27 protein-coding genes are annotated in these 22,623 nt (G+C 73.7%); 20 read left to right on the top strand and 7 right to left on the bottom strand.

Going from position 1 to position 22,623, the window contains the following annotated elements; translation table 11 throughout:
- Positions 1 to 307: 307 nt before the first annotated feature.
- The 7 genes from IE286_RS11570 to IE286_RS11540 all read right to left on the bottom strand — a co-directional run bounded on the left by IE286_RS11570 (position 308) and on the right by IE286_RS11540 (position 11,026).
- Positions 308 to 1,195, bottom strand: a complete 888-nt coding sequence (locus IE286_RS11570; protein WP_189796568.1) for a FadR/GntR family transcriptional regulator — start codon at positions 1,193 to 1,195, stop codon at positions 308 to 310.
- A gap of 185 nt (positions 1,196 to 1,380) precedes the next feature.
- Complete coding sequence (locus tag IE286_RS11565) at positions 1,381 to 3,972, bottom strand: ABC transporter ATP-binding protein (protein WP_189796567.1); 2,592 nt, start codon at positions 3,970 to 3,972, stop codon at positions 1,381 to 1,383.
- 138 nt (positions 3,973 to 4,110) lie between these two features.
- On the bottom strand, positions 4,111 to 4,860 hold the full coding sequence (locus IE286_RS11560; protein WP_189796566.1) for an NUDIX hydrolase: 750 nt from the start codon (positions 4,858 to 4,860) through the stop codon (positions 4,111 to 4,113).
- Positions 4,861 to 4,992: 132 nt separating this feature from the next.
- Complete coding sequence (locus IE286_RS11555; RefSeq protein WP_189796565.1) at positions 4,993 to 7,110, bottom strand: glycogen debranching N-terminal domain-containing protein; 2,118 nt, start codon at positions 7,108 to 7,110, stop codon at positions 4,993 to 4,995.
- Between the two features lie 225 nt (positions 7,111 to 7,335).
- A complete protein-coding gene (locus IE286_RS27145; protein WP_229862355.1) occupies positions 7,336 to 8,934 on the bottom strand; it encodes a DUF4192 family protein in 1,599 nt (532 codons plus the stop codon).
- Between the two features lie 19 nt (positions 8,935 to 8,953).
- Positions 8,954 to 10,189 (bottom strand): tyrosine-type recombinase/integrase, encoded by a 1,236-nt coding sequence (locus IE286_RS11545; RefSeq protein WP_189796564.1) that lies wholly within the window; start codon positions 10,187 to 10,189, stop codon positions 8,954 to 8,956.
- 429 nt (positions 10,190 to 10,618) lie between these two features.
- On the bottom strand, positions 10,619 to 11,026 hold the full coding sequence (locus tag IE286_RS11540; protein WP_189796563.1) for a helix-turn-helix domain-containing protein: 408 nt from the start codon (positions 11,024 to 11,026) through the stop codon (positions 10,619 to 10,621).
- A gap of 215 nt (positions 11,027 to 11,241) precedes the next feature.
- Between IE286_RS11540 and IE286_RS11535 the strand changes: the two genes are divergently transcribed.
- The 20 genes from IE286_RS11535 (at position 11,242) to IE286_RS11440 (ending at position 22,616) form a co-directional block, all read left to right on the top strand.
- Positions 11,242 to 11,526: a helix-turn-helix domain-containing protein gene (locus tag IE286_RS11535; RefSeq protein WP_189796562.1), complete on the top strand. Its 285-nt coding sequence runs from the start codon at positions 11,242 to 11,244 to the stop codon at positions 11,524 to 11,526.
- A complete protein-coding gene (locus IE286_RS11530; RefSeq protein ID WP_189796561.1) occupies positions 11,483 to 11,668 on the top strand; it encodes a helix-turn-helix domain-containing protein in 186 nt (61 codons plus the stop codon). Before IE286_RS11535 ends, IE286_RS11530 begins: the two co-directional genes overlap by 44 nt.
- Before the next feature lie 99 nt (positions 11,669 to 11,767).
- Complete coding sequence (locus tag IE286_RS11525; protein WP_189796560.1) at positions 11,768 to 12,370, top strand: hypothetical protein; 603 nt, start codon at positions 11,768 to 11,770, stop codon at positions 12,368 to 12,370.
- Positions 12,370 to 12,726 (top strand): hypothetical protein, encoded by a 357-nt coding sequence (locus IE286_RS11520; RefSeq protein ID WP_189796559.1) that lies wholly within the window; start codon positions 12,370 to 12,372, stop codon positions 12,724 to 12,726. The genes IE286_RS11525 and IE286_RS11520 overlap by 1 nt, the downstream gene beginning before the upstream one ends.
- Positions 12,723 to 13,004, top strand: a complete 282-nt coding sequence (locus tag IE286_RS11515) for a hypothetical protein (RefSeq protein ID WP_189796558.1) — start codon at positions 12,723 to 12,725, stop codon at positions 13,002 to 13,004. Before IE286_RS11520 ends, IE286_RS11515 begins: the two co-directional genes overlap by 4 nt.
- A complete protein-coding gene (locus tag IE286_RS11510; RefSeq protein ID WP_229862352.1) occupies positions 13,001 to 13,192 on the top strand; it encodes a hypothetical protein in 192 nt (63 codons plus the stop codon). Before IE286_RS11515 ends, IE286_RS11510 begins: the two co-directional genes overlap by 4 nt.
- Positions 13,170 to 13,634 carry a hypothetical protein gene (locus IE286_RS11505; protein ID WP_189796557.1) on the top strand — a complete coding sequence of 155 codons (465 nt, stop codon included), beginning with the start codon at positions 13,170 to 13,172 and terminating at the stop codon, positions 13,632 to 13,634. The genes IE286_RS11510 and IE286_RS11505 overlap by 23 nt, the downstream gene beginning before the upstream one ends.
- A gap of 86 nt (positions 13,635 to 13,720) precedes the next feature.
- On the top strand, positions 13,721 to 14,512 hold the full coding sequence (locus IE286_RS11500) for a PD-(D/E)XK nuclease family protein (RefSeq protein ID WP_229862349.1): 792 nt from the start codon (positions 13,721 to 13,723) through the stop codon (positions 14,510 to 14,512).
- Positions 14,513 to 14,587: 75 nt separating this feature from the next.
- Positions 14,588 to 15,118 carry a hypothetical protein gene (locus IE286_RS11495; RefSeq protein ID WP_189796556.1) on the top strand — a complete coding sequence of 177 codons (531 nt, stop codon included), beginning with the start codon at positions 14,588 to 14,590 and terminating at the stop codon, positions 15,116 to 15,118.
- A 173-nt stretch (positions 15,119 to 15,291) separates the two neighbouring features.
- On the top strand, positions 15,292 to 17,736 hold the full coding sequence (locus tag IE286_RS11490) for a phage/plasmid primase, P4 family (RefSeq protein ID WP_189796555.1): 2,445 nt from the start codon (positions 15,292 to 15,294) through the stop codon (positions 17,734 to 17,736).
- 268 nt (positions 17,737 to 18,004) lie between these two features.
- Positions 18,005 to 18,331 carry a hypothetical protein gene (locus IE286_RS11485; protein ID WP_189796554.1) on the top strand — a complete coding sequence of 109 codons (327 nt, stop codon included), beginning with the start codon at positions 18,005 to 18,007 and terminating at the stop codon, positions 18,329 to 18,331.
- Positions 18,328 to 18,756 (top strand): PDDEXK family nuclease, encoded by a 429-nt coding sequence (locus IE286_RS11480; RefSeq protein WP_229862344.1) that lies wholly within the window; start codon positions 18,328 to 18,330, stop codon positions 18,754 to 18,756. Before IE286_RS11485 ends, IE286_RS11480 begins: the two co-directional genes overlap by 4 nt.
- On the top strand, positions 18,753 to 18,953 hold the full coding sequence (locus tag IE286_RS11475) for a hypothetical protein (RefSeq protein WP_189796553.1): 201 nt from the start codon (positions 18,753 to 18,755) through the stop codon (positions 18,951 to 18,953). Before IE286_RS11480 ends, IE286_RS11475 begins: the two co-directional genes overlap by 4 nt.
- The gene (locus IE286_RS11470; RefSeq protein WP_189796552.1) at positions 18,950 to 19,093 is read left to right on the top strand and encodes a hypothetical protein; all 144 of its coding nucleotides are present in this window, start codon (positions 18,950 to 18,952) and stop codon (positions 19,091 to 19,093) included. The genes IE286_RS11475 and IE286_RS11470 overlap by 4 nt, the downstream gene beginning before the upstream one ends.
- A 38-nt stretch (positions 19,094 to 19,131) precedes the next feature.
- Positions 19,132 to 19,800, top strand: a complete 669-nt coding sequence (locus IE286_RS11465) for a hypothetical protein (protein ID WP_189796551.1) — start codon at positions 19,132 to 19,134, stop codon at positions 19,798 to 19,800.
- Between the two features lie 85 nt (positions 19,801 to 19,885).
- A complete protein-coding gene (locus tag IE286_RS11460) occupies positions 19,886 to 20,563 on the top strand; it encodes a hypothetical protein (protein WP_189796550.1) in 678 nt (225 codons plus the stop codon).
- Positions 20,564 to 20,572: 9 nt separating this feature from the next.
- Entirely contained in the window at positions 20,573 to 20,809 is a 237-nt protein-coding gene (locus IE286_RS11455; RefSeq protein WP_189796549.1) for a hypothetical protein, read from the top strand.
- A gap of 99 nt (positions 20,810 to 20,908) precedes the next feature.
- Entirely contained in the window at positions 20,909 to 21,328 is a 420-nt protein-coding gene (locus IE286_RS11450; RefSeq protein WP_189796548.1) for a hypothetical protein, read from the top strand.
- On the top strand, positions 21,325 to 22,461 hold the full coding sequence (locus tag IE286_RS11445) for a hypothetical protein (protein ID WP_189796547.1): 1,137 nt from the start codon (positions 21,325 to 21,327) through the stop codon (positions 22,459 to 22,461). Before IE286_RS11450 ends, IE286_RS11445 begins: the two co-directional genes overlap by 4 nt.
- A complete protein-coding gene (locus IE286_RS11440; protein WP_189796546.1) occupies positions 22,461 to 22,616 on the top strand; it encodes a hypothetical protein in 156 nt (51 codons plus the stop codon). Before IE286_RS11445 ends, IE286_RS11440 begins: the two co-directional genes overlap by 1 nt.
- Positions 22,617 to 22,623: the final 7 nt, after the last annotated feature.

Below are 22,623 nucleotides of genomic sequence, written 5' to 3'. Positions count from 1 at the left end.
TCCGCGGCTGTCACCTCTTAGGTCATCGCGTTGTCTCCGCGAGCGTTACGCCCCCTTCACGTGGCCCGAGTCACACCGGTAAGCGTTCAAAAGCGGGCACACGCGATCAAAAAGCGGCCCATCCATGATCCACGCTGTGCCGGCCGAATGCCGCGCCGGTCGGGGCACCGCCCGCGCGGCCCGCGCGGACCCCGCCGTGGGCGGCGGGTCCGGCGGGGTCCTGCCGAGCCCGTTCACCGGCCGGGCGGCAGGCAGGGGAGGACGGCGGGGCTGTCATGCCGTCCGTGCCCGGATCGGCGTACGCGGCTCAGTGCTCGCGCGGCGCGGGGACCACCCGCTCGATCTCGGGGTGCACCGTCAGCAGCTGGCGCATGGCGGCCTCCGCGGCCGCACCGTCGCCCGCCCCGAGCGCGTCGACGATGCGGGCGTGCTGCGCCAGGGCCGTCTCGCTGGGCCGGTCGCATCCCGTGACGGGGCCGCCGGAGACCTGGAGCGCCGCGGAGACGATGCCCGAGAGGTGCTCCAGCATCCGGTTGCCCGCGACCTGGATCAGCAGCGTGTGGAACTCGGCGTCGGCACGGGAGAAGGTCAGCGCGTCGCCCTGGCCGAGGGCGTGACCCATGATCTCCACCATGTCGGCCAGGCGCTGCTGGACGTCCTCGCGTCCGTGCCCGGCGGCGAGCCGGGCGGCGAGGGGCTCGATCGTCCAGCGCAGCTCGCTCAGCTCACGGCGCTGGTCGTCGCGCTGGGGCCCGAAGGCCCGCCACTCGATGATGTCGGGGTCGAGCAGGTTCCAGTCGCTGACGGGACGCACCCGCGTGCCGACGTTCGGCCGCGCGCTGACCAGGCCCTTGGCCTCCAGGACGCGCAGCGACTCGCGGACGACGGTGCGGGAGACCTCGAACCGCTGGCCGATCTCCTCGGGCACCAGCGGCCGGTCCGCGCCCAGATCGCCGGAGACGATCATCTGGCCGAGCTGCTGGACGAGTTGGCCGTGCAGTCCGCGGCCGCGGCTGCCCGCGGCGCGCCGGCCCACCCGGCCCAGCTCCGGGTCCGCCCCCTCCCAGGACGGGCCCGCGACACGGTCGGGGGCGGGTGCCTCCGCGTACGGGTATCGGTCGAGTTCGCCCGGACCGGCCACGCCGGAGTCGGCGGAACGGGCGGCGGTCATCATGGTGTGCGCAAGGGTACTCACGGAACCTTTGTCGGCGCCGTTTCCAACTCCCTTGAGGTCTTTGGTGAAAAGCACACGAAAGGGTGATCGCTCACTTCACCGCAATTGACGCCTTATCAGAAAGAAATGGGCTTTCTACGGGGAATTACAGACATCGACCGTGCGCAACAGGGTCGAAGCCGGTCATCGGGCAGGGTGCGCACCGGTCAGCGCGTCCGGTTCCGCACGGTCATGGCCACGTATCCGCAGGCGAGCGCGGCCAACGACAACACCAGTGCCGCGCCCATCGGTTGAGCGGTGAGCCGGGCCGCGGCGGACAGGTAGCGGCCGCCGCCGAAGGGCCAGGGCAGCAGGAACATCTCGCGCAGCCGGGCGGGCAGGCCGTCGGGGTCGCCGGCCGAGGCGCCGAACACCGCGTGCACCGCGGGGGCCACGACCACCGGAACCGCCAGGACCGTGGCGAGCCCGGCCGCGGTGGAGCGGAAGATACCCGCGGCCAGCACGCCGGTCCAGGCGCAGCCCACCACGAGAGAGACCCAACTCGCGCCCAGCACAAGCCAGTCGCCGGGCACCTGGGTCAGCCCCCCGCCGAAGACGAGGTAGAGGGCCTCGGCGTCGCAGCCGATGGCGAGGAAGGCGAGCAGCAGCGCGGTGGCGGTGGCGACGAGGAGTTTCGCGGCGAGCAGCCCCAGACGGCGGGGCACGGTGCCGCGGTCGGCGGCGAGCGCGGGGTGGCGGAACTCGTCGCCGAAGGCGAGCGCGCCGAGCAGTCCGGCGCCCAGCGCCGCCGGCGGGAGCGGGAGCAGCTGGGGCCAGGCGGCCAGCAGCCGCGGCTGCGGGGTGTGGCCGAGGCCGCCCATGATCAGCGACGTGAGGGCGGAGACGACGAGGACGGCGGCGCAGGTGACGAAGCCCGTACCGATGCCCCAGGCGCGGCGCAGTTCGTAGCGCAGGGGGCGCAGGGGGCTCGGGCCGGGACGGACGCAGATCGGCGGCGGGAGCGTGGAGGAGGTGTCGAGCCGGAGTGCCTCCGCCGGGCGGGGGGTCGGGATCGAGGGCTGTGCGGCGGAGGGCCGCCGCTCGGCGCCGGTGCCGTGAGCGCCCGGTGCGCCGGGGGCGGCCGGGCGGCTGTTCGCGGGCGGGTGGTCCGGGCCGGCCGCGGTGGACCGGGTGCCCGTGCGGGAGGTGGCGGCGGGGGCCGCGCGGTGGGGGCCCGCGGGGGCGGCGGAGGCCGGTGCTTCCGGGGAGGCGGAGCGAGCGGGGGCTTTGGGGGCGACGTCGGTGGAGAGGGTCTTCGCGAGGAGCGCCGGTGAGGAGTCCGGGTGGCCCGCGCGGGGCGTGCCGGGGCGTGTCGCCGTGGCTGCGGAGGGTGTCCCGGTCGCGTCACCGGAGGGCGTGCCGTGGTCGTCCGCCGCAGCGGCCCGCGCGGGGGTGCCGGCGACGGCGGGCTCGCGCTGCTCCGGCGCCTGAGCGGTTCCCGGCAGGTCCGGGGTGCCGGCGGTGGGTGCGGGAGCTTCCGTGCGGGCGGCGGTCCGACGGGGTTCGCCGGGTGCGGCGGCGGGGCGCAGGTTCTCGCCCTCGGGACGTGGTCCGGACCCGGTGAGCACGGTGCCGCCCTCGTCGGGCCGGCCTCCGGAGGCTGCCGAGGGGCGCTGTGCGGCGGGGTGGTCACCGGCGAGAGCGGTGGGCACCTCGTCGAGACGCGTGGCGGCGCGACGTGCCGGGCCGCGTAGGCCGGTCGCCGGGTGCGTGGCGGAGCGCCTGCCGGCCGGGGCGGAGACCGCCGGCCGGTCGTCGGGGGCGTCGCCGGTGTGCCGGTCGTGTCCCGGGTGTTCGGGGTGTGCCGGCTTCTGACGGCCCACCGCAGCACCCGGTTCCGCCGTCGAGGCAGGGGACGCGGCGGGGGACGCGGCTCCGGCGCCCGGCCCCATGTCCCCTACTTCGTCGGCGAGTTGGTGGATGAGGATGCCGTGGCGGAACGCGGACTCGCCGACGTCGGCGCACGTGCTGCCGTAGACGGAGAGGCGGTTGCCGTCCTCGTGCACGACTTCGACGGAGCGCCGGGCGACGCGTGCTTCCTTGATCAGCAGGGCGGCCAGGCGCGCGGCGTGCGGGGTGCGGACGGCCACGCGCGGGCGGAGCCGGTTGCGGGCGAACTCGGTGGCCTCCTGGTCGGCGACGACACTGCCGCGGTCGAGGGTGACGACCCGGTCGGCGGTGCGCGCCGCCTCCTTCGAGTCGGCGGTGGTGAACAGCACGGTGCCGCCCTGGGCCGCGTGGGCGCGCAGCATCTCGTGCAGCCAGCGGCTCTCCCGCGCGGACAGTCCGCGTGCCGGGTCGTCGAGCACCAGGGTGTGCGGGCCGGGCAGCAGGGCGCAGGCCAGACCCAGCCGGCGGTCCAGGCCGCGTGAGAGGGTGCCCAGGCGTTCTTCCCGGAAGCTGACCAGGCCGACGGTCTCCAGCACGTCGTCGGCCCTGCGGGCGGGCAGTCCCGCGGCGGCGCAGAGCATGCGCAGATGGCCGCGGACCGTGCGGGAGGGATGTCCGGGGACGTCGCCCAGCAGCACACCGACCTCGCGCGCGGGGTGGGGGATGCGGTGCAGCGGACGGCCCTTGAAGTAGGTGATGCCGCGGCCTTGTTGGAGTTCGAGCATGAGGCGCAGCGTCGTCGTCTTGCCCGCTCCCGCCGCTCCCAGGAGCGCGGTGACGCGCCCCGCGTGCGCCTCGAAGGAAACGTCGTCGACGGCGGGCGGGAGACCCTTGCGGGAGTCGCTGGTCAATCCGAAGGCCTGGATCACCCGCAGCAAGATAGCGCCTGATGTCCGTTTTTTCGGGAACCCGGCGCACGTTCGGACCGGCGGACGCCACCGCCCGCTTCGGTGTTCGCCTTTCGCAAGAAAGGACGGTTTCCGGCGCGGCCGGTGTGTCCGCCGCCGTCAGACCTCGGGGCGCAGCATCGGCGGGTTGAGCAGGGTGGCGCCGCCTGCCCGGAAGAGCTGGGCGGGCCGGCCGCCCTGGCGGGTGGTGGTCCCTCCGGTCGGCACCAGGAAGCCCGGGGTGCCGGTGACCTTGCGATGGAAGTTGCGCGGGTCGAGTGCCACGCCCCACACGGCTTCGTACACCCGGCGCAGCTCGCCGACGGTGAACTCCGGCGGGCAGAACGCGGTGGCCAGCGACGAGTACTCGATCTTCGAGCGGGCGCGCTCGACTCCGTCGGCGAGGATCCGGGCGTGGTCGAAGGCGAGGGGCGTCGGCTCGCCGTCGCGGTCGTGGCCCTGGAGCAGTTCCTCGACGGGTGCCCACCGGGCCCGGTCCGCGTCGCCGCCGGGCCGGGGCGCGGGCAGATCCGGGGCCAGGACGAGGTGGGCGACGCTGACGACGCGCATCCTCGGGTCTCGGTGGGGGTCTCCGTAGGTGGCGAGCTGTTCGAGGTGGGCGGTGCCGCCCTGGGCGGGCTGGGCGGGGTCGTGCACGCGCAGGCCCGCCGCCTCGGCCAGCTCGCGTGCCGCTGCCTGTGCCAGATCCTCGTCGGCCTTGACGAACCCGCCCGGGAGCGCCCAGCGCCCCTGGAAGGGTGGTTCCGCCCTGCGCACCGCCAGCGCGCACAGGGAATGGCGGCGGACGGTCAGCACGACCAGGTCCACGGTCACGGCAAAAGGCGGAAAGGCTGACGGGTCGTAGGGCATGCCGCGATCATAGTCGTCTGCCTGACGATAAACACTCCTGTCTCCGGCCGCCGAGGCGGCCGGCCCCCTGTGCTCGGCCGAGGCTTGCACGCCGCGCCTTCCCCCTTGCGTCCGCTGCCGCGGCGTACGAGGTCACGCTCCCAGTCGCAGGCCCTCGGCCGCTTCCTCGACGAGGGCGAGGCCGAGTCTGCTCACGCGTGCGGAGAAGGGCGCTCCGGCCAGCCGCAGCCCGGTCAGGGCGATCTCACCGAGGGGGGCGGAGCGCACCGGGCGGAGGGTGACCGTCCCGCCCGGTGCGTCGGGACGGATGCCCACGAGGGCGGTCAGCAGCAGGACGGGGGCGGCGGCCGCCGTGGCCGAGGGCCGGCAGGCGGCGGGGTGGTGGACGGGAGCGCTGCCCTCGGTGCGCTGCTCACCGGAGAACATCTCGGGCAGCCGGTGGCCGAAGGCCTCGGCCGCGGCCACCAGGCCCCGCAGCAGCGATCCGGCCTGTTTCTCGTGTCCCGCCGCGGCGAGACCGGCGACGGTGACGGCGGTCTCGGCGACCCGTACGGCTCCGGCACGGTGACCGAACGGGTTGTAGCCCGTCTCGTTCGCTGCCAGGCCGCGCAGTCCCCAGCCCGAGTTCATGGCCGGGCCGTCCAGCAGCCGGGCGAGTTGTCCGGTCTGGGCCTCATCGAGCAGTCCGGGTGCCTGCCGGCCTCCGCCGAGCAGGCCGGTGTCCAGCAGGTGGGCGGCGGCCGCGTCTAGGTGGAGCAGGGGGCGGCCGCCGGGTGCGCGGCCCGCGACGGGCCTGCCGCCGCCCGGATCCGGTGCCCAGAACTCCCGCCGGAACGCCGTGCGCAGCTCGTCGGCCCACTGGCGCAGTGCCTCGGCGCCGGGGCGGCCGTACGCGTCGAGCAGGTCCGCTCCGAGCACCGCGGCACGGTGCGCGTGGGCCTGGGTCTCGCAGCGGACGGGCCGTCCGGGCAGCGGGTCGCACAGGTAGGTGTCGCCGTCGGCGGTTGCCCGCAGCCAGGTCAGGCAGCGTTCGGCCGCCGGCAGCAGTTCTTCCGTCTCGTGGGCGGGCAGTCCCCAACGGCGGGCTTCCGCGAGGAGGACGGGGAACAGCAGGGTGGCCTCCACCCCGGTGCAGCAGGGCGGCAGGTGGGGGCCCGCGTCCCGGCGGGGACCGGGGATCATGCCGAAGCGCGAACCCGGGCCGGTGTACTGGGTGCGGGCCAGGGTGCGCAGGGTGCCCGCGGCGAGCCGGGTGCCCAGCGGCAGCGCCATCCGGGCCGCGGCGAGCGCCTCGGCCGGGGCGAGACCGCACCGCCACGGCGCGCCCGCCGCGAGATGCAGGTCGGCGGGGTGCTGCGGGTCGCGCAGCAGCAGGGCCCGCAGGTCCTGGATGCCGGTGCGCAGCAGGTCCGGGGCTCCGGGTGTGTCCGCGGTGGCAACGGCTCCGGCGAGGGGGCTCGTCGCCGTGCGGGCGGCGGAGCGGACCGGTCCGGCGCCGTCCTGCCGTACGCGCAGCTCCAGGCTCGCGGTGCCGCCCGGGGGCAGGTCGACCTGCCAGCGCAGCAGTCCGGCTGAGGCCAGCACGTCCGCCGGGGGCGGCTGTGCCGTCACGGACGCGCTGATGTCCGGCGCCGACCAGCACAGGCCGGGGCCGCGCACGCTCGCGGGACGTTCGCCGCCGGCCCGGCCGGCCGCGATCCGGCCGAGTTCCGCCAGGTCGGTGCCGAGTGCCACCTCGACCGGCAGCCGCAGGGGCCGCGGGGAGGTGCTGCGCAGCACGATCCGCTCGGTGCCCTCCGCGTCCCGGGTGCGTTCCACGACGACGTCCGGGTCGGGGCCCGCGTCGGGCGAGGCGCGCAGCGTGCCCACGAAGCGGACGCGGTCCGGTGCGGTCATCCTCGCCTGCACGACCAGCGGCTCGCGCCCGGCGACACGGAGCCGGCAGCGGGAGAGCAGGCGCCGGCCCGCCCGGTAGACGCCTTCCAGACCCCGGCCGGTCAGCTGGCCCTGTTCCGTGGAGACGGTCAGGGCCGGCAGGGCCACACAGATCAGGGCGTCGTGCGTGGAGGGCAGCTCGGCCGGACGGGCGGGGGCCGTCTGCGGCGCGGGCCGGCAGGCCCGGTGCGGGATCGGTGACCGGCGCTCGTCCCGGCCGGGTGCCGGCCGCAGGGGACCCCTCGCGGGAGCCGGGGCGCTGGGCGGGGTCCTGCTGGGCGCCGGGGTCTCGGCAGGTCGCGTCGGCTGGTGCATGCGGCGGCTTTCTCTGCGCTCTGGGCGCCTCGGGGCGCTCGGCCGGTCTCGGCCGGCCGGAGCCCGGGCGGGTGCTCGCGGGGGCGTGAAGTCCGGCGGGCGCCCTGGCCGGGTTTCCGCCACTCAGGTGAACGCGGCGGCGCCGGTCCAGGTCACGCCTCGGTGCCGTGCATACGGCCGAACGGCGGCGGGAGGGCAGCCGGAGGGCGGTGCGCGAAGCTCAGGTCATGTCTGGTCCTCCGGCTCGCTGCCGGGCGCGGACGGCGCGGGGCGGGGCGTGTCGCCGCGGTCCTGCGCGTCGGCTGCCGCAGGGCGCGGGCTAGTGCCGCCCGTGGTCGCGGAACGGGTGCGGGTGCGGACGCCGGGACGTGTCCCGTCGGTGCGGGATCCGGGACGGCTGGGAACCCGGCCGGGCGGGACCGGACCACGGGTGCCCGCACGCGGACGGCGCCGGCGGCGGCCCGCTCCTGCCGCTCCCCCGGTGCGCGTGGTGCCGTCGGCCGCTTCCTGCCCCTGCGAGGTCCCGGGGTCGGACCGGCCGGGTGCCACCTCGGTCGGCTGAGCGGCGGGCTTCGTCGGCTGAGCGGCGGGCTGGGGTGTCCGGCCGGCCGCTGCTGTGCGCGACAGGTCCGGCGTGCCCGATGGGTGCGGGGTGCCCGACGGGTCCGGCGTGCCCGGCGTGTCCGGCGTGCCCGGCGTGTCCGCCGCCGGCGTGTCCGGCGTGTCCGGCGTGTCCGGTGCCGCCGCCGCACCCCTGGTCCGAGCGTCCGGCGTCGGCGTATCCGGCGTCGGCGTATCCGGCGTCGGCGCATCCGTTGCCCGAGCGTCCGCTGTTTCCGGAGCGTCCGTCCCGGACGCGTCCGCCGTCTCGGCCGTCTCGGGAACGTCCTCCGCCGGCGTGCGGGCCGTGCGGGGAGCGTCCGTCGTGCCGTCCGGCTCGGCCGCCGGCGGCCGGGCGGGCTCCTGCCGGCCGGTGCGTTCCGCGCGCAGGCAGCGGCGGACCGATTCCGGATCCAGCCCTTCGTTGCACGCCTGGTGCAGCAGGCGTGCGAAGAGGTAGTCGGGGTCCGCGCCCAGCGCCATGGCCAGGGCCTCCCGGGCCTCCAGCTCGTCACCGGACGACCAGGCGACCCAGCCCGCGAGCGTCAGCGGGGCCGCCGCGTGTTCGCCGTACGGTCCCACGCAGCGGCGGGCCAGGGCGCGCCACAGCCGCAGCGCCGGGGCGGCCTCGTCGCCCTCCATCCATGCGGCGGCCCGGTCACGGGTCGTGCGGTCCTGCAGGCCGAGGATGAGCCGGGCTGCCTCCTCGTCCTCGAGCAAGCGGTCGTCGCGGAGATCGGCGGCGGCGACACCGGGCACGGCAGGTGCCTCGGCGAAGCGCCGCATGACACGCTCGGCGAGTCGCAGGGTCTCGACCGCCACCGCCGGGCCGTCCGCCTCGTCCAGCATCCGGGGCACCAGGGCCCGGCTCGCGATGTCCAGCGCCCGCTCCTGCTGCCGCGCGGCGGCGGCGCTCCGGCAGGGAAGCAGCCTGGCACGCACCTCCCGCAGGCTGCCCCGCACCTGGATGCCGGCGTAGGCCGCGGCGGCGGCCAGCACGGAGGTGCCGGGCAGTCCCATGGGCCTGCCCTCGTCGGGACAGCAGTCGTCGGTCGGACAGCAGTACGACCAGAAGCGCCCTCCGGAGATGCACAGCGCCTCGATCACCGGGACGTCGAGGCGCCCGCATTCGGTGCGGAGTCGCTGGGCGAGGGGGCGCAGCCTGTTCCTCACCTCCTGCGGGGACTCGCCTGCCGCCGGGTCCTGCCAGAGGAAGGCGACCATCCGCTCGGGAGGTCCCAGATCAGCGCCTGACCTGCACCACGCGCACGCCGGCGGCCCGAGGTTCCGGAATCCTTCCGCTCGCCTCCGGAAATTCCGACCACGCCGCATCCAGCACCGACCGCGTCCGCTCCTCCGCCTCCGCGAACAGATGCGCATACGTCCGCATCGTCGTCATCACGTCCCTGTGCCCGAGCCGCTTCTGCACAACCTTCGGGTTCTCGCCGCCGGCGATGAGCACCGACGCGTAGTGGTGCCGCAGCTCATGCATATGCCGCGGACGCAAACCCGCCCTCCGGCACACGTTCTTCAACGCCTTGTCGATCGTGCTTTTCAAGACCGGTTCACCGCTCGGCATGAGCCACAGCAGACCCGCCCACTTCCCGGCCGTGGGCGGCGGATGCTCAGCCACCCACGCGGCGAGGACGTCCACGGTCCGCTGGTGCAGGGGCAGTACGCGGCGGCCGGCACCGGTCTTCACACCGTCCAGGTACATGCCCTTGCACTTCTCGTACACCAGCTGCTCCTCGACCCGGTACACCCTCCGAAGGAAGTCGATCTTGTCGACGCGCATGCCGCGCAGCTCGCCAGAGCGCAGCCCCGTCTGCGCCGCTACCTCGAACATCGCCGCCCACAGCGGCTTGTAGGCGTGGGCGATGATCTGCCGCACCTCAGGAATGTCCGGCGGGTCCACGGGCGACTCGACCAAGGTGGGTGCTTTGATCCCGTCGAACGGGGACACCGGGATGATGCGGTCCGTCACCGCCAGTCTGAAAACACCCCGCACGTGCCGTGCGACGCGGTTCGGGTAGCCGCCTGACAGCCCGTATTTGGTGGTGAGGAGCTGCTGCCAGGCGCCGGCCTCCGAGGGGCGGATGGACCGCATCTGCCGCGGCCCCCACTCGGGGATCAGGTACCGCTCGAGCACGCCACGGTACTCGTGCGCGCTGCGGCCGATGACGGACTGCGCGGGCAGCCACGTCTCCAGGGCGTATCTCTCGACGGTAACAGTTCCGGCCTTCGGGTCAATCCAACTGCCGGTCTGTTTGGCCGACTCCTGCCGGACGATCTCCGCTTCGGCCTCGGCTTTCGTGCGGTGCATGCTCGTCCGCTCCTTGCCGAAGGGGTCGTCGTAGCGGGCCTGCCAGCGTTTGCCCTTACCATGCGCGGCGGACGGCACAAGGCCCTTGTGTTCGCCGCACTCCGCCTCATCAGGCGCGGGACGGCTCTTGTGCCAGCGGTCTGCGACGTAGCCCAATGCAGTGCTCCGAGAATCGTTCCGAATAGAAGGCCTGCCAGCGCTTGCTCTTGCCGTGCGCGGCGGACGGCCTCATCAGGCGCGGGACGGCTCTTGTGCCAGCGGTCCGCGACGTATCCCAGTCAGTGCTCCGAGGATTGTTCCGACGTCGATGCCGGCGGTGACGAGTGCCAGTGCGGCCTGTGCACGCAGGACCGGATCGTCGGCTGCCGCCGTGTTGATGACCGCGGTCGGCTTGTTGCGGAGCTGGCAGGTGAATGCGGCGATCCCGCGACCGAGCGGAGCGGCAAGAACCACGGAGCCAGACATAGAGCACCCCCGTTACAAATGGCCCGGAGCAGGACCCTCCGGGATCGGGAGCATATGACGAGTGACCGTTCGATCGCTATGAGTCGCAGGATTCCGTTGGAAGTTGCACGCCAGGTGTCTCTAAAGCAGGTGCTCTCGGCGCAACGCGTCCAGAGCGATCTTCGTTGCGGCCCGGATGTCGTCGACGCTGACGCCCTTCAACGCGCGGACCATGGCGCCCGAGATGATCGTCTCGTATCGCTCGGCGTTCACGCTCCGCTGCACATCGTGGTTCTCGTAGTCACCGGGCGACTCGGCGCCGGCGAGGATGGCATCGACTGCGCCGGTTGGCCAGCCGAGGGCACGCGCGATCGGATGCAGTGTGATCGGCATGCGCGTTTTGGGCACGACGCCGGATTCTGCGCGTTGGACGCTGCCCAGGGAGACGCCTGCTCGCGCCGCTAGCTCGTCCTGCGTGAGGCCTTGAGCGCGTCGTGCTGCGGCTAGTGCCTGGCCGAGCCGTGCCCACGCCTTGGGGTCGCGGTTCATGGCCGCCTCTCCTGGGCTGTTCGGGGCGCCCATCCCCTCGATAGGCACCGTTAGGCACCACGTTAGAGGTTGTTCCCGCATCTGGCGACCAGGCATCCGGCCACTCTCCGCGCCGCAGCCACCCCCTCTCCACGCCAGCAACACATGTGCGGTGTCGATACGTTTAGTAATGCTTACGTGTTGCGTCGTTGCGCATCGTTGGGTACGGTCGTTATGTGCAGCCAAACGGACAAGCCATCCGGAGGCAGCGCGAGGAACGCGGCTACGGCCTGCGCAGATTCGCCGAAGCCGCCGGGATAAGCCACAGCCACCTCTCCCGCATCGAACGGGGCCAGCGTGGCGCGCAACCCGAGGTCATGGCCCGGATAGCCGAACTCATCGGCTGCCGGATCACAGACATACAACGAAACCCAACGAGGAGCAATGATGAGCGAGACGAACACCGTATCGCCCTGCATGACGACGAAGGAACTCGCGGACATCCTGCGGATCACACCTAACGCCGTCCGCATGATGCGGCACCGCGGCCTCGGCCCGCGGGGCTTCCGCCGCGGCCGGCAGGTCCTGTACCGGCGGGCCGTCGTCGAGGAGTGGCTGGCAGCCCTGGAGGCCGCCGACACCCTCGCGCAGCGCGCCGCCTGACCACACACCCCGCCTGAGACGCCGAAGGGCCGCCCAGCTTGCCCGGCCGGCGACCCCACGACTCGGCGCCTCCACACAGCAGAGAAAGCAGAGGTCACCGTGACCACCGAGACTACCTCCCACGTCAGCAGTCGCATGCACACGCGCCTGGTGAACGCCGCCGCAGACGTCATCTCCCGCGCCATGCAGCAGGGCCGCACGCTCCCGGCCGCGCTGGCCGTGGCCCTCGACTCCGCGCAGCTGCTGCAGTCTCCCGAGACGGTCGCCGAGCTGGAGGCGCAGCGTGAGCGGCACCGTGCCCGGCTCGTCGCCGCCGAGGCCGACCTGCTGAACGTGCGCGGCCTGCTGTCCCCGACCGGACAGCCCCGCCGTGTCCCGGCGGAGGTCGAGATCCACGAGCGGGTGGCCCCGGCCGTCGAGTGGCTGCTGAACCGCGTCGCCGAGCTGGAGGGCGACACCGAGCAGTCCGCGCCGCAGGCCCCCCAGGGACAGCAGGCGCGCACCATCCTCGACCGCGCCCGTGACGCCCTCGACGCCCGCATGACGAAGGACGACCTGCGCCACGTCCTCAGCAACGTCATCGCCTACACGGCCGAGCTGGAGGCGCGGATCGCCGAGTACGAGCGGCCGGCCGACGGCATCACCCGGCGGATCGCCCCCGTGCAGGCGCTGCGCGAGGACTCGCAGGGCGGTGCCTGCTGATGTTCGGAATCATCACCCGCCGCCGCTACGACGAGCTGCTCACCGCGGCCACCGCCCTCGCCGCCCGGCTCCGCGACGAACGCGACCAGGCGCTCGACGAGCGCGACGCCTTCAAGGCCGCGGCCGAGACCGCCGCCCGCCTGGTCGCCGACCTGACCGACCTGCGGCGTCCCCTCGACGGCGCGTCCGTCCGCCCGGCCACCCCGTCCGCCGAGCTGCTCCGGGCCCGCGCGCAGATGCGTGCCTTGGAGCAGCGGCTCGCCGAGCTGCAGGCCGCGAACGAGGCCCGCGACCGCGCCGACTACATGGCGGCCGGCGGACCCCACTTCGACACGGACCTGGAGGCCGCGCCGTGAACGCGTTCACTGCGGCCCTCGGCGCCGACCTCACCGCCATCGGTGTCGGCTCCGTCACCGTCGCCCGCACCTGGCCCGCCCGCAGCGGCCGGCACCGCGCGCCCCGCCGCCGCGCCGAGGTCCTCGTGCCGCTCGCCGACCTGCTCGGCGACGAGCCGGAGGGTCTCGTCCACGAGCAGTGCCCGCGCGAGCAGATCCAACGGCCGCACCTCGCCTTTCCCAACGGCGCCCGCACCTGCACCACCTGCGGCCACGCCACGACAGGAGGCACGCCGTGAACATTTCCCGCGGCAGCGATCACCTCACCACCCTCAACCGCGCCAACACCCGCGAGGAGCGCGTCAAGGCGTCCCGCGTCGTCCTCCGCCACGCCAAATCCCGCGCCGACCTGCGGCTGCTGCTGGACGCTCTCGGCCTCAACCACCAGACCTCGAAGGAATCCAATGATCCGCACGCTGCCGCATGACCCGTACATCCAGGCCGTCGTCGACGCACTGACCGCCGCCGGGCTGGAGCCCACCGAGTGGGAGACCGACGACACCGAGACCGACCGCTACGTCTCCGGGCCGGACGCCGGGCTGACCACCATGCTGACCGGCCTGCTCGTCTGGGACGGCGACCACCCGGCGCTCGGCATCGGCGAGTACGACCACGGTGTCGCCCTCGTCTGGGAGCACCCGGCCGAACAGTGGCAGTGGGCACCCCGCGGGCAGCACGGCGTACTGACCGAGGAGCCCGAGTTCCTGCCGCTGCCCCGCTGGGCGGACCCGGCCACCGTCGTCGACGTCGTCCGAATCCTGCTTGCTGGACTGCCCATTCCCACCGCTCAGGACCCGCGGCTGTGGGCGCACTACGTGGCTGCCAGCGAGGCCGTCGCCGCCTGGGCCACCGAGGACATCAGCGAGTAGCCCACCGACCGGCCGGGCCCGCCCCACGACTCCGAGGCGGGCCCGGCCCCCCGCACCACCAAACCCACCCCCAGGAGGCCCGCACCGTGGCGACACCCACCTTCGCTCAACCCAGTAACGCCACAGCCGAGACCGGCGCGGGCGCCCGCCTCGCCCAGATGATCCGCGACCTCATCATCACCACCGCCAACACCGCACCCCGCTCGGTGCAGCGGCGCATCGGCCCCTCCGAGGTCGGTAACCCCTGCGACCGCGCCCTCGCCTACAAACTGCTCGACTGGCCCGAAGTGGCCGGCGCCGACCGCGACCCCTGGGCCAGTGTTCAAGGCACTGCTGTTCACGCCTGGATGGCCGACCTGTTCGAGAAGCGCGACCCGGGCGGCGAGCGGTACCTCGTCGAGCAGCGGGTCACCGTCCGCAAGGGCTTCACGGAGGCCGCCGACATCACCGGCTCCGCAGACCTGTACGACCGGCAGACCGGCACCGTCTTCGACTGGAAGATCACCGGCACCTCAAGCCTGGCCAAGTACCGCCGGAACGGGCCCGGCGACCAGTACCGCATCCAGGCCAACCTCTACGGCCTCGGCATGCGCAACGCCGGAGAGACCCCCCGCCGCGTCGCCATCGTCTTCCTGCCCCGGCACCACATCCTCGACCCGTTCGTCTGGGTCGACGACTTTCGCCCCGAGGTCGCCGAGGCCGCGCTCGCCCGCCTCGACTCCATCCGCGACCAGATCGTGCGCACCGACCCCGAGGCCAACCCGGCCGCCTGGTCCGACTTCCCCACCTCACCGGCCGCCAAGTGCTTCTTCTGCCCCTGGCGCCGCCCCGGCTCCACGGACCTCGCCACCGGCTGCCCCGGCAACCAGACCACCTGACCCGCGCCCGCGGGCCAGGAAGCACCACCCGGCACGGCAACCGCCGAATCGGACAACGCACACAGGAGAAACCACATGTCGATGTTCAGCCAGCCCTCCGCCAGCGGCGGCTTCTTCAAGCCCGCCGAGGCCAACGGCCACCTCGTGCTCATCACCACCGTTCACGAGATCGCCAAGCGGTTCGACCAGCTCCGCAACGAGGAGATCGACCAGGCCGTCGTCGACCTCGTCGACCTCGACACCCCCGAGCAGGAGCTGCGCGAGCGCATCAACGTCACCCACAAGGGCATCGTGTCCCGCCTCACCGCAGGCGCCGGCATGGTCCTGGGCCGCATCGGCCAGGTCGCCACCAGCTCCGGCTTCCAGGCGTGGGCGCTGCTGCCGTTCGCCGAGGGCTCCGACGACGTGCGGGCCGCCGCCTGGGTTACCGCGCACCAGCCGACGTTCACCCAGGCCGCTGCCCCGGCCCCGGCCCCGGCGCCCGCACCGGCTCCGCAGACCGCGCCGCCCGCCCCGCAGTACGCCGCCCCCGCCCCGGCGCCCGCCGCACCGCACGCCACCCCGGCCCCGGCCGGCCCGCAGCAGGGCGACGAGCCCCCGTTCTAGTCCCCGCCCCCGCCACGCCCCGCCTGCCGCCGCGCGACCACCCAACCGGCCGCGGCGGCGGACGGGCCAAGCCGACTGCCCGCCCGCCGCCCTCCCCTCGGCACACCGTCCACATCCACGGACGCGGATACCGAGCGGCGGGCGGGCCCGCACCACCACGAGGAGCACCCACCTTGACCACCGCTACGGCCGGCCACACCGCACTCGACGGCGCCCTGTGGCTCACCCGCCACGGCTTCGCCGTCTTCCCCACCGATCACCCGGGGCTGGAGCAGTGCGCGGGCATCGGCCGCGGCCACGACCCCGCAACCTGCACCGACCGAGGCAAGCACCCCACCGTAGCCTTCACCCGCACCTACGCCCGCGACGAGCACCAGGTGCGCGCCCTGTTCGGCGGCCAACTCCGCAACGTCGCCGTCGCCGTCGGCGCCACCACGGGCCCAGACGGCGCGCAGCTGCTCGTCGTCGACTCCGACCGGCCCGGCGCCATCGAGGACGCGGCCGCCGCCTTCGGCCAACAGCACACCCCCACGATGCGGGTGCGCACCGCCAAGGGCTACCACGACTACTACTGGGCGCCCGCCGACGCCCGCCTCGGCAACGGGCTCGGCGCGCTCAAGGGCCGCTTCGACGGCGACGTCCGCGCCGGGAACGCCTACGTCATCGGCCCCGGCTCCGTACACGCCACCGGCGTCATCTATGAACTCGACACCCCCGACCAGCCGCCGGTCGCCGCACCCGACTGGCTGCTCACCGCCCTGCAGACCAAGCCCACCCCCACACCCGCCCCGGCACCGGCCGCCACGTTCACGCTGTCCCCCGACCGGCTCGACGCCTACACCCGCAAGGCCCTGCAGGCCGAGTGCGACGCCATCGTGCAAGCACCCGACGGCGACCAGAACAACCGCATCAACACCGCCGCGTTCAACATCGGCACCCTGGTCGGCGCCGGCGCCCTCACCGAGGCCGAGGCCCGGCAGGCGCTGCTCGCCGCCGCCCGCGCAGGCAACCACCCCGACGGCCGCGCCATCCCCACCATCAACTCCGGTTTGACCGCGGGCATGGCCAACCCCCGCACCCCCTGGCCGCCCGCAAGCCGCAACGACTTCACCATCCTCGCGACACCCCCGGCCCCCGCCCCGGCCCCGGCCGCCGACGGCTGGACCGCGCCCGTCGAGCCGCCCATCACCCTGCCCTCCCCGATGCCCGCCCGCGAATGGGACGACCTCGGCAACGCCGAACGCGTCATCGACCGGTACGGCAGCGAGATCCGGTGGCTCACCGACATCGAACGCTGGGCCTACTACGAAGGCGGCCGCTGGAACCTCAAGGGCGCCAACACCGGCGTGTGGACCCGCGTCGTCGACACCATCAACCGTCTCGACGACGAGGCCGACAACTACAGCAACGAGCCCGACCCGTCCGGCGACCCGAAGAAGGACCGGCCCAGCCAGAGCCAGCGCGACCAGTTCCTCGCCTGGGCCCGCAAGCAGCGCATGCGCCCCAAGCTCGCCGCCGCCCGCGAAGTCCTCCAGGCCTACCCCGCCGTACACACCACCATGGGCGTTTTCGACCAGCCGGAGATGCTCCTCAACGTCGCCAACGGCATAGTCGACCTCACCACCGGCCAGCTGCGCGCCCACGACCGCAGCCTCTACCTCATGCAGCAGTCCCCGATCGCCTACGACCCGGCCGCAGACTGCCCCATGTGGCAGACCTTCCTCAACCAGGTCATGCCCGACCCGGAACGCCGCGCCTACCTCGCCCGCGTCATCGGCTACAGCCTCACCGCCTGCACCGGCGAGCAGGTCATGTTCATCCACCACGGCGACGGCCAGAACGGCAAGGGTGTGTTCATGCGGGTCGTCATGGGCATCCTCGGCGAGTACGCCCAGGCCGTCCCCGCCTCCACCCTGATGGTCAAACACGGCGACGGCGGCATCCCCAACGACGTCGCCCGCATGGTCGGCAAGCGGCTGCTGTCCACCAGTGAGACCGGCCGCACCGCCGAAGGCCGCGGCAAGCCCCTCGACGAGGAGCTGGTGAAACGCCTCACCGGCGAAGACCACGTCTCCGCTCGCTTCCTGAACGCCGAGTTCTTCGAGTTCAAGCCCGTCGGGAAGATCCATCTGGCGACCAACCACCTGCCCGATGTGTCCGGCAGCCCCAGCATGGCCCGCCGCCTGCAGACCATCGGCTGGGACGTCATCGTGCCCGCGGCCAAGCGAGTCCAGGGCCTGGCGGAGAAGATCCTCGCCCGTGAAGCGGCAGGCGTCCTCAACTGGGCGATCCGCGGCTGCCTCGACTGGCAGCAGCACGGCCTGGCCGTGCCCACCGCCGTCACCGCCAAGACCCGCGAGCACATCGCCCAGTCCAACCCGCTGGCGACCTGGCTGGAGGAGGAGACCGACCAGGTGCCGGACGCCGTCACCGAGAACGGCCAGCTGTACGGCAGCTACAAGGCGTGGGCCGAGCGTGCCGGCGTCCGGCGGCCCATGTCGCTGAAAGCGTTCGTGACGCGGCTGGAGGAGCAGGGGTTCACCCAGGCCAAAGACCCCCGCACCCGCCGGTCCGTCACCCGCGGCCTGGCGCTGGCCATCCTCGGCGGTGCCCGATGACCGGCCGTGCGAAGGCATCTGCGAAGGGATGCGAAGGGGTTGCGAAGGGGTTTGCGAAGGGGTCTGCGAAGCCTTTGACCTGCAAGTCGAAGGGGTCGAAGGGGTTTTCCTACGCCCACGCGCATAAGGAGAAGAAAAACCGGCAGGCCCCTTACGTAAGAGGAGCAGCGCGCAACCCCTTCGACCCCTTCGCATCGCAGGTCAACCCCTACGCGCACCCCTTCGACAACCCCTTCGCAACCCCTTCGCATCCCTTCGAGGGGCGGCCATGACCCGCCTCCCGGCCCACGTCGTCGCCGAGCGGGCCGCCCGCGCCGCCGAGACCGTCCGTCGGCAGCCGTGCCCGCGGTGCGGCGCCGACACCCTCGTCGCCCGCACCGCGGACCGGGTCGCTGCCGTCGACGTCCGCGCCGACTCGGAGCCGATCGACCCCGCCCACCCGCCGGCCGGGCGGCTCCTGTGGTGCCTCGTCGACCGCGAGCACACCGGCGCCCGCATCCGCTGGCGCGACCAATGGCACGCCCAGGTGTGCACCCACCCGATCCTCGCCGACCACGTCTGTCCACCCCAACCCGTACAGGAGACCCTGCTGTGAGCCGATCGAAAGCCAAGGGCACCGCCGCTGAGACAGCGGTGGTCCGTTTCCTCCGGGCCGAGGGCTTCGCCCAGGCCGAACGCCGCACCCTGTCCGGCGCTCAGGACCGCGGTGACATCGCCGGTATCCCCGGTGTCGTCATCGAGGTGAAGAGCTGCGCCCGCCAGGAGCTGCCCGCCTGGGTCGCTGAGGCCGAGCGTGAGCGCGACAACGACGGCGCGAGCCTCGGCGTGGTGTGGCACAAGCGGCGCGGCACGACCGACCCCGGCCACTGGTTCGTCACCATGTCCGGCGACCAGTTCGCCGCGCTGCTCCGCGAACTGCAGGGCCTCCCCACCCCGGCCGCAGTACCCCGCGGCTGCAACCCGGCGGACTGCTGCGGTAGCCCGGAAGCACATCACGAAGGCGAAGGCGATGCCGCATGACCGAGCAGCCCACCCTCGTCACCGGCATCCCCGCCGGCCTCACCGTCCGCGGCCTCGACCGCGAGGACACCCCCGTCGTCGACTGGCTGTGCTCCTGCGGCCACCACGAGCGCGCCACCGGCCGGACCGCCGTGCAGCAGCTGCTGGCCCGCGCTCACGCCGGCCACTGCCCCCACCGCCGCGAGGTGACCTCGTGATCCCCGACGCCGTCCATGCCGTCATCGCCGCCGTCATGCAGGAGCACCCCGGCGCCACCCCGGATCTCCTCGCCCGCCTGATCGTCGCCGAGCTGCGTGACCTCGGCTGGCACATCACCGCACCCCGACCCGCCGCCTGACTGCCGTCCGCGGCACCCACCACCACCAGGAGGACACCGTGAGCACCCCCCGGCCCCCCAAGCCCAACCAGATCGACCGCATGCGGCGCCGCATCAGCATTGACGCGCTGCTCGACCGCGCCGCCTGTGGCAAGCTCAGCCTGACCGAAGGGATCGCACTAGCCGAGCTGGTGCGCACCGAGCAGCGCCCCGCCGACACGACCCGCGAGTCTCTCACCGCGACCACACGGGCCCTGCAGCGCCACCGGCGGGCGGCCGATGCGGCGATCCGCGAGCTGGAGCAGCGCGCCACCAGAACGCAGCCCGTCGACCGGGCCGCCACCGACAACCCGACCATGCTCCGCTGGGGCCTCAACGACGTCCTGTGGGGCGACGACGACACCATCACCGTCCTCCTGTCCGGGCCGAACGGCGCCCCGTACTGGCTGGAGCTCGACCCCGAGCGGGCCGCCATCCTGCGCCGAGATCTCGCCGGACCCGACCAGGCCGCCGCGCAGTCCGCTGACCGGGCCGCCCTGCGCGGCCGCATCGCCGACGCCCTCGCCCGGCACTACGACGGTCAGCAGCTCACCGACCTCCGCGAGGAGCAAGCCGCTCACCACACCGAAGCCGCCGACGCGGTGCTGGCCGTCCTCCCTGTGGCCCCCGTCGCCGCCCCGCAGGTCGCCGCCGAGCTGCTCCGTATGGCCGGCGAGGCGCGCCCGTGATCGCCGTTCTCGCCTACATCGTCTTCGTTGTCATCGCCGCGGGCCTGCCCCTCGCCCACTGGTCCCACACGCCTTGGAGACGCCCATGACCCACCTCTGCGGACTGTGCGAGCAGCAGCTGGAGCACGGCCACCTGTGCCCCGGCTGCACCCGCGCCACCACCCAGCGCCTGGAACGCATGCCCACGCTGTGGAACGTGCTCGCCGCGTTCCTCGCCCCCGGCAGCAGCGGCAGCCCACTCGCCGGCCGCACCCGGCCCGCGGAAGCCCCGCTGCCCGTCCGCGAGAACGTCCTCACCCTGCGTGCCGCCGGAGGCATCGCCGGGATCCTGGAGGACTGGCGGGCGGCCATGCAGGCGGACCGCGGCTGGGGGCCACCCGCCGTCCCCGTTGACGTCGGCCGCCGCGTCACCGTCGCCGCCCGCGCCCTGGCCATCAACATGGACTGGATCGCGAGCGACTGGCCGCTGGCCGGGCAGATGGCCCACGAGATCCGCGGCCTGGAGCGCGACGTGCTGACGATCGTGGACCCCGAGGATCCCGACGAGCGCCGGCACCGGTACGGAACCCGCATCGGCTACTGCGTCGCCGCCCTCCCCGACGGAGAGGTGTGCGGCGCCGTGCTCCGCGCCTACCCGGGGGAGGCCACGCTGACGTGCCGCTGGTGCGCGACCGCGTATCAGCCGAAGGACTACCTGATGCTGCGGCAGCTGCAGCCCGCGGCGCCGGCTACCCACCTTGCGCCCAACCCGGGGGTTGGATAATGTGTGGGTGTGGACCCGAAGCCCTGGCGGGAACGGATCCGCGACGAGGAAGAGCTGTTGGCGCGGCTCAACCAACTCGCCTCCGACGCCGCCGACCGACGCGCCGAGGCGCTGCTCGACGGCGTGCGCGAACTGGGCACCATCGCCGACGTCGCCCGCGACCTCGGCAGAAGCTGGACCGCCATCGACAAGGCGATCAAGAAGTACCAGCGCAAGAAGGCGTCGGACGCCACCACAACCGAATAGACAGCGAGGGCCGGGCAGCAGCTCCCAGGTGTTGGCGCACCCGGGGCGATCGCACCGCCCGACCCTCTACCGAACATCCTGACTGCACCAGGAGCCGGCATGACCGATCATTCCGCGCACCCCAGCGCGCCCGCAACCCAGGAGGACCGCGTCGCCGAGCTGCACCGGCTCGCCCGCGCGGACTACGCCAGCACCGCCCACCTCCGCCGCCAGAACCCCACCTGGCCGGCCACCCCCGCCGCCACGCTCCCCACCCGCACCGAGCCGCGCGAGCCCGGCGACCTCGACGTTGCCATCAGCGTCGCGCAGCAGATGCTCGACACCTACGGTGCGGTCGACTACACCGACCACGCCGCGCTCGCCCAGGCGTGCGGCGCGATCCGCCAGTCGCTCCGCATCATCCTGCGCGCCCTCGGCGCCGAGCCGACCAGCGAGGCCGAGGCCGCGCGCCGGTCCGTCGACGCCCAGTTCCCGACCGTCGCCGCCTTCCTCGCCAGCGAGCGGGGTGAAGACCGGTGAGCACCCGCGCCCTGACCCGCGGCCAGGCCAGCATCCTCGGCGCGGCCGCCATCACCATGCTCGCCGTCGGCGGACTCGGCGCCTGGGGCACCTACACCAACGTCCTGGCCCAGTTCCACCGCGGCGCCACCGCCGCCGGAGCCGTCGCCGCCGGCGAGGGCCTGGCCCTCATCCTCGCCCTCACCATGCTGGGCCTGACGATGCTGGGCCAGCCCGCCCCGACCGCCGTCCGCATCGGCCTGTGGCTCGCCCCCGCCGCCGCGAGCGGCACCGGCCTGTCCATCGCCCACACCGTCACCGAAGCCGTGGTGTACGCCATCACCCCCCTGGCGATGAGCGGCGCCGCCGAAGGCCTCGGGCTGATCGCCCGCCGCATCGTCGTCTACCGCACCGGCGTGGACGCCGAAGCGCAGCGGCGCACCGCCGACGCGGTGCAGCAGCTCGCCTACCATCAGGCGGTCGCCGCCCGGCACCCCGACGAGGACCAGCGCGAAGAGGCGCTGCGCAAGAGCTGGAAGCTCGCCCGCCGCGTCGGCGTCGGCGACCAGGTCCTCGGCGCCGCCCTCGTCGAGGTGCAGCGCGGCCGCATCACCGACGGCGCCGACACCGCCCTGGCCGGCATGTACGGCGCCGCACCCGCGGCAGCCCTCGACGAACCGGCCGCCCGGCGCCGCCCGACCTCCGCCACCGAGATCCTGCGCCAGCGCTTCGCCAAGATGGACCCCCTTGACGCCATCCGGCTCGCCGCCGATGCGCGCCCTGATGCGGCCCCAGGCGAACTCGCGGACGTGCTGGGCGCCTACGGGCTGCACGTGGACCCGGTCGCTGTCGCCCTGGTCCTCGGACAGCAGCCTCCCGAGTACGAGGTGCGGCGCGATGATGCGCCCACGCATCAGCAGGTCAGCGCCCTGCCGCCCGTGAACCTGCAGGGCGCCGTCGAGGAAGCCGCGGGCGTCCTCGGCCCGGACGCCAAGGCCAAGGACATCGTCGAGCACATCGCCCGGCACCGGCGGCTGCTCGTCGACGAGCCCTACGTGCGCACCGCCCTGTCCCGGGCGGCGAAGAAGACCCAGCAGCAGCCCCCGCTGCCGAGCGACGGCGAGATCGGCCAGGGCGGCCAGGGCTACAACTGATGCCCACCGCGTTCCTCGCCGCGTTCTTCGCCGGTACCGCGCTAGTCGCCTTCTTCGGGCTGTGCGCTGTCGCGCTCCACGACGTCCCCCGCATCACCGGGACCGTCGCCCTCACCCTCACCCTCGCCGCGCTCGCCGTGGCCGTCCTGCACTGAAGGACCT

The organism is Streptomyces thermodiastaticus, from assembly GCF_014656135.1.
Taxonomy (GTDB): Bacteria; Actinomycetota; Actinomycetes; order Streptomycetales; family Streptomycetaceae; genus Streptomyces; species Streptomyces thermodiastaticus.
Note: the sequence above shows the minus strand (reverse complement) of the source record. Positions and strands in the feature narration are given on the sequence as shown.

Excerpts from the sequence above, each read along its gene's own strand:
- IE286_RS11440 (WP_189796546.1), top strand. The coding sequence starts at position 22,461 with ATGCCCACCGCGTTCCTCGCCGCGTTCTTCGCCGGTACCGCGCTAGTC.
- IE286_RS11520 (WP_189796559.1), top strand. The coding sequence starts at position 12,370 with ATGTTCGGAATCATCACCCGCCGCCGCTACGACGAGCTGCTCACCGCG.
- IE286_RS11530 (WP_189796561.1), top strand. The coding sequence starts at position 11,483 with ATGACGACGAAGGAACTCGCGGACATCCTGCGGATCACACCTAACGCC.
- IE286_RS11540 (WP_189796563.1), bottom strand. The coding sequence starts at position 11,026 with ATGAACCGCGACCCCAAGGCGTGGGCACGGCTCGGCCAGGCACTAGCC.
- IE286_RS11450 (WP_189796548.1), top strand. The coding sequence starts at position 20,909 with ATGACCGATCATTCCGCGCACCCCAGCGCGCCCGCAACCCAGGAGGAC.
- IE286_RS11460 (WP_189796550.1), top strand. The coding sequence starts at position 19,886 with ATGACCCACCTCTGCGGACTGTGCGAGCAGCAGCTGGAGCACGGCCAC.
- IE286_RS11560 (WP_189796566.1), bottom strand. The coding sequence starts at position 4,860 with ATGCCCTACGACCCGTCAGCCTTTCCGCCTTTTGCCGTGACCGTGGAC.
- IE286_RS11475 (WP_189796553.1), top strand. The coding sequence starts at position 18,753 with ATGACCGAGCAGCCCACCCTCGTCACCGGCATCCCCGCCGGCCTCACC.
- IE286_RS27145 (WP_229862355.1), bottom strand. The coding sequence starts at position 8,934 with ATGGTCGCCTTCCTCTGGCAGGACCCGGCGGCAGGCGAGTCCCCGCAG.
- IE286_RS11495 (WP_189796556.1), top strand. The coding sequence starts at position 14,588 with ATGTCGATGTTCAGCCAGCCCTCCGCCAGCGGCGGCTTCTTCAAGCCC.
- IE286_RS11485 (WP_189796554.1), top strand. The coding sequence starts at position 18,005 with ATGACCCGCCTCCCGGCCCACGTCGTCGCCGAGCGGGCCGCCCGCGCC.
- IE286_RS11555 (WP_189796565.1), bottom strand. The coding sequence starts at position 7,110 with ATGCACCAGCCGACGCGACCTGCCGAGACCCCGGCGCCCAGCAGGACC.
- IE286_RS11505 (WP_189796557.1), top strand. The coding sequence starts at position 13,170 with ATGATCCGCACGCTGCCGCATGACCCGTACATCCAGGCCGTCGTCGAC.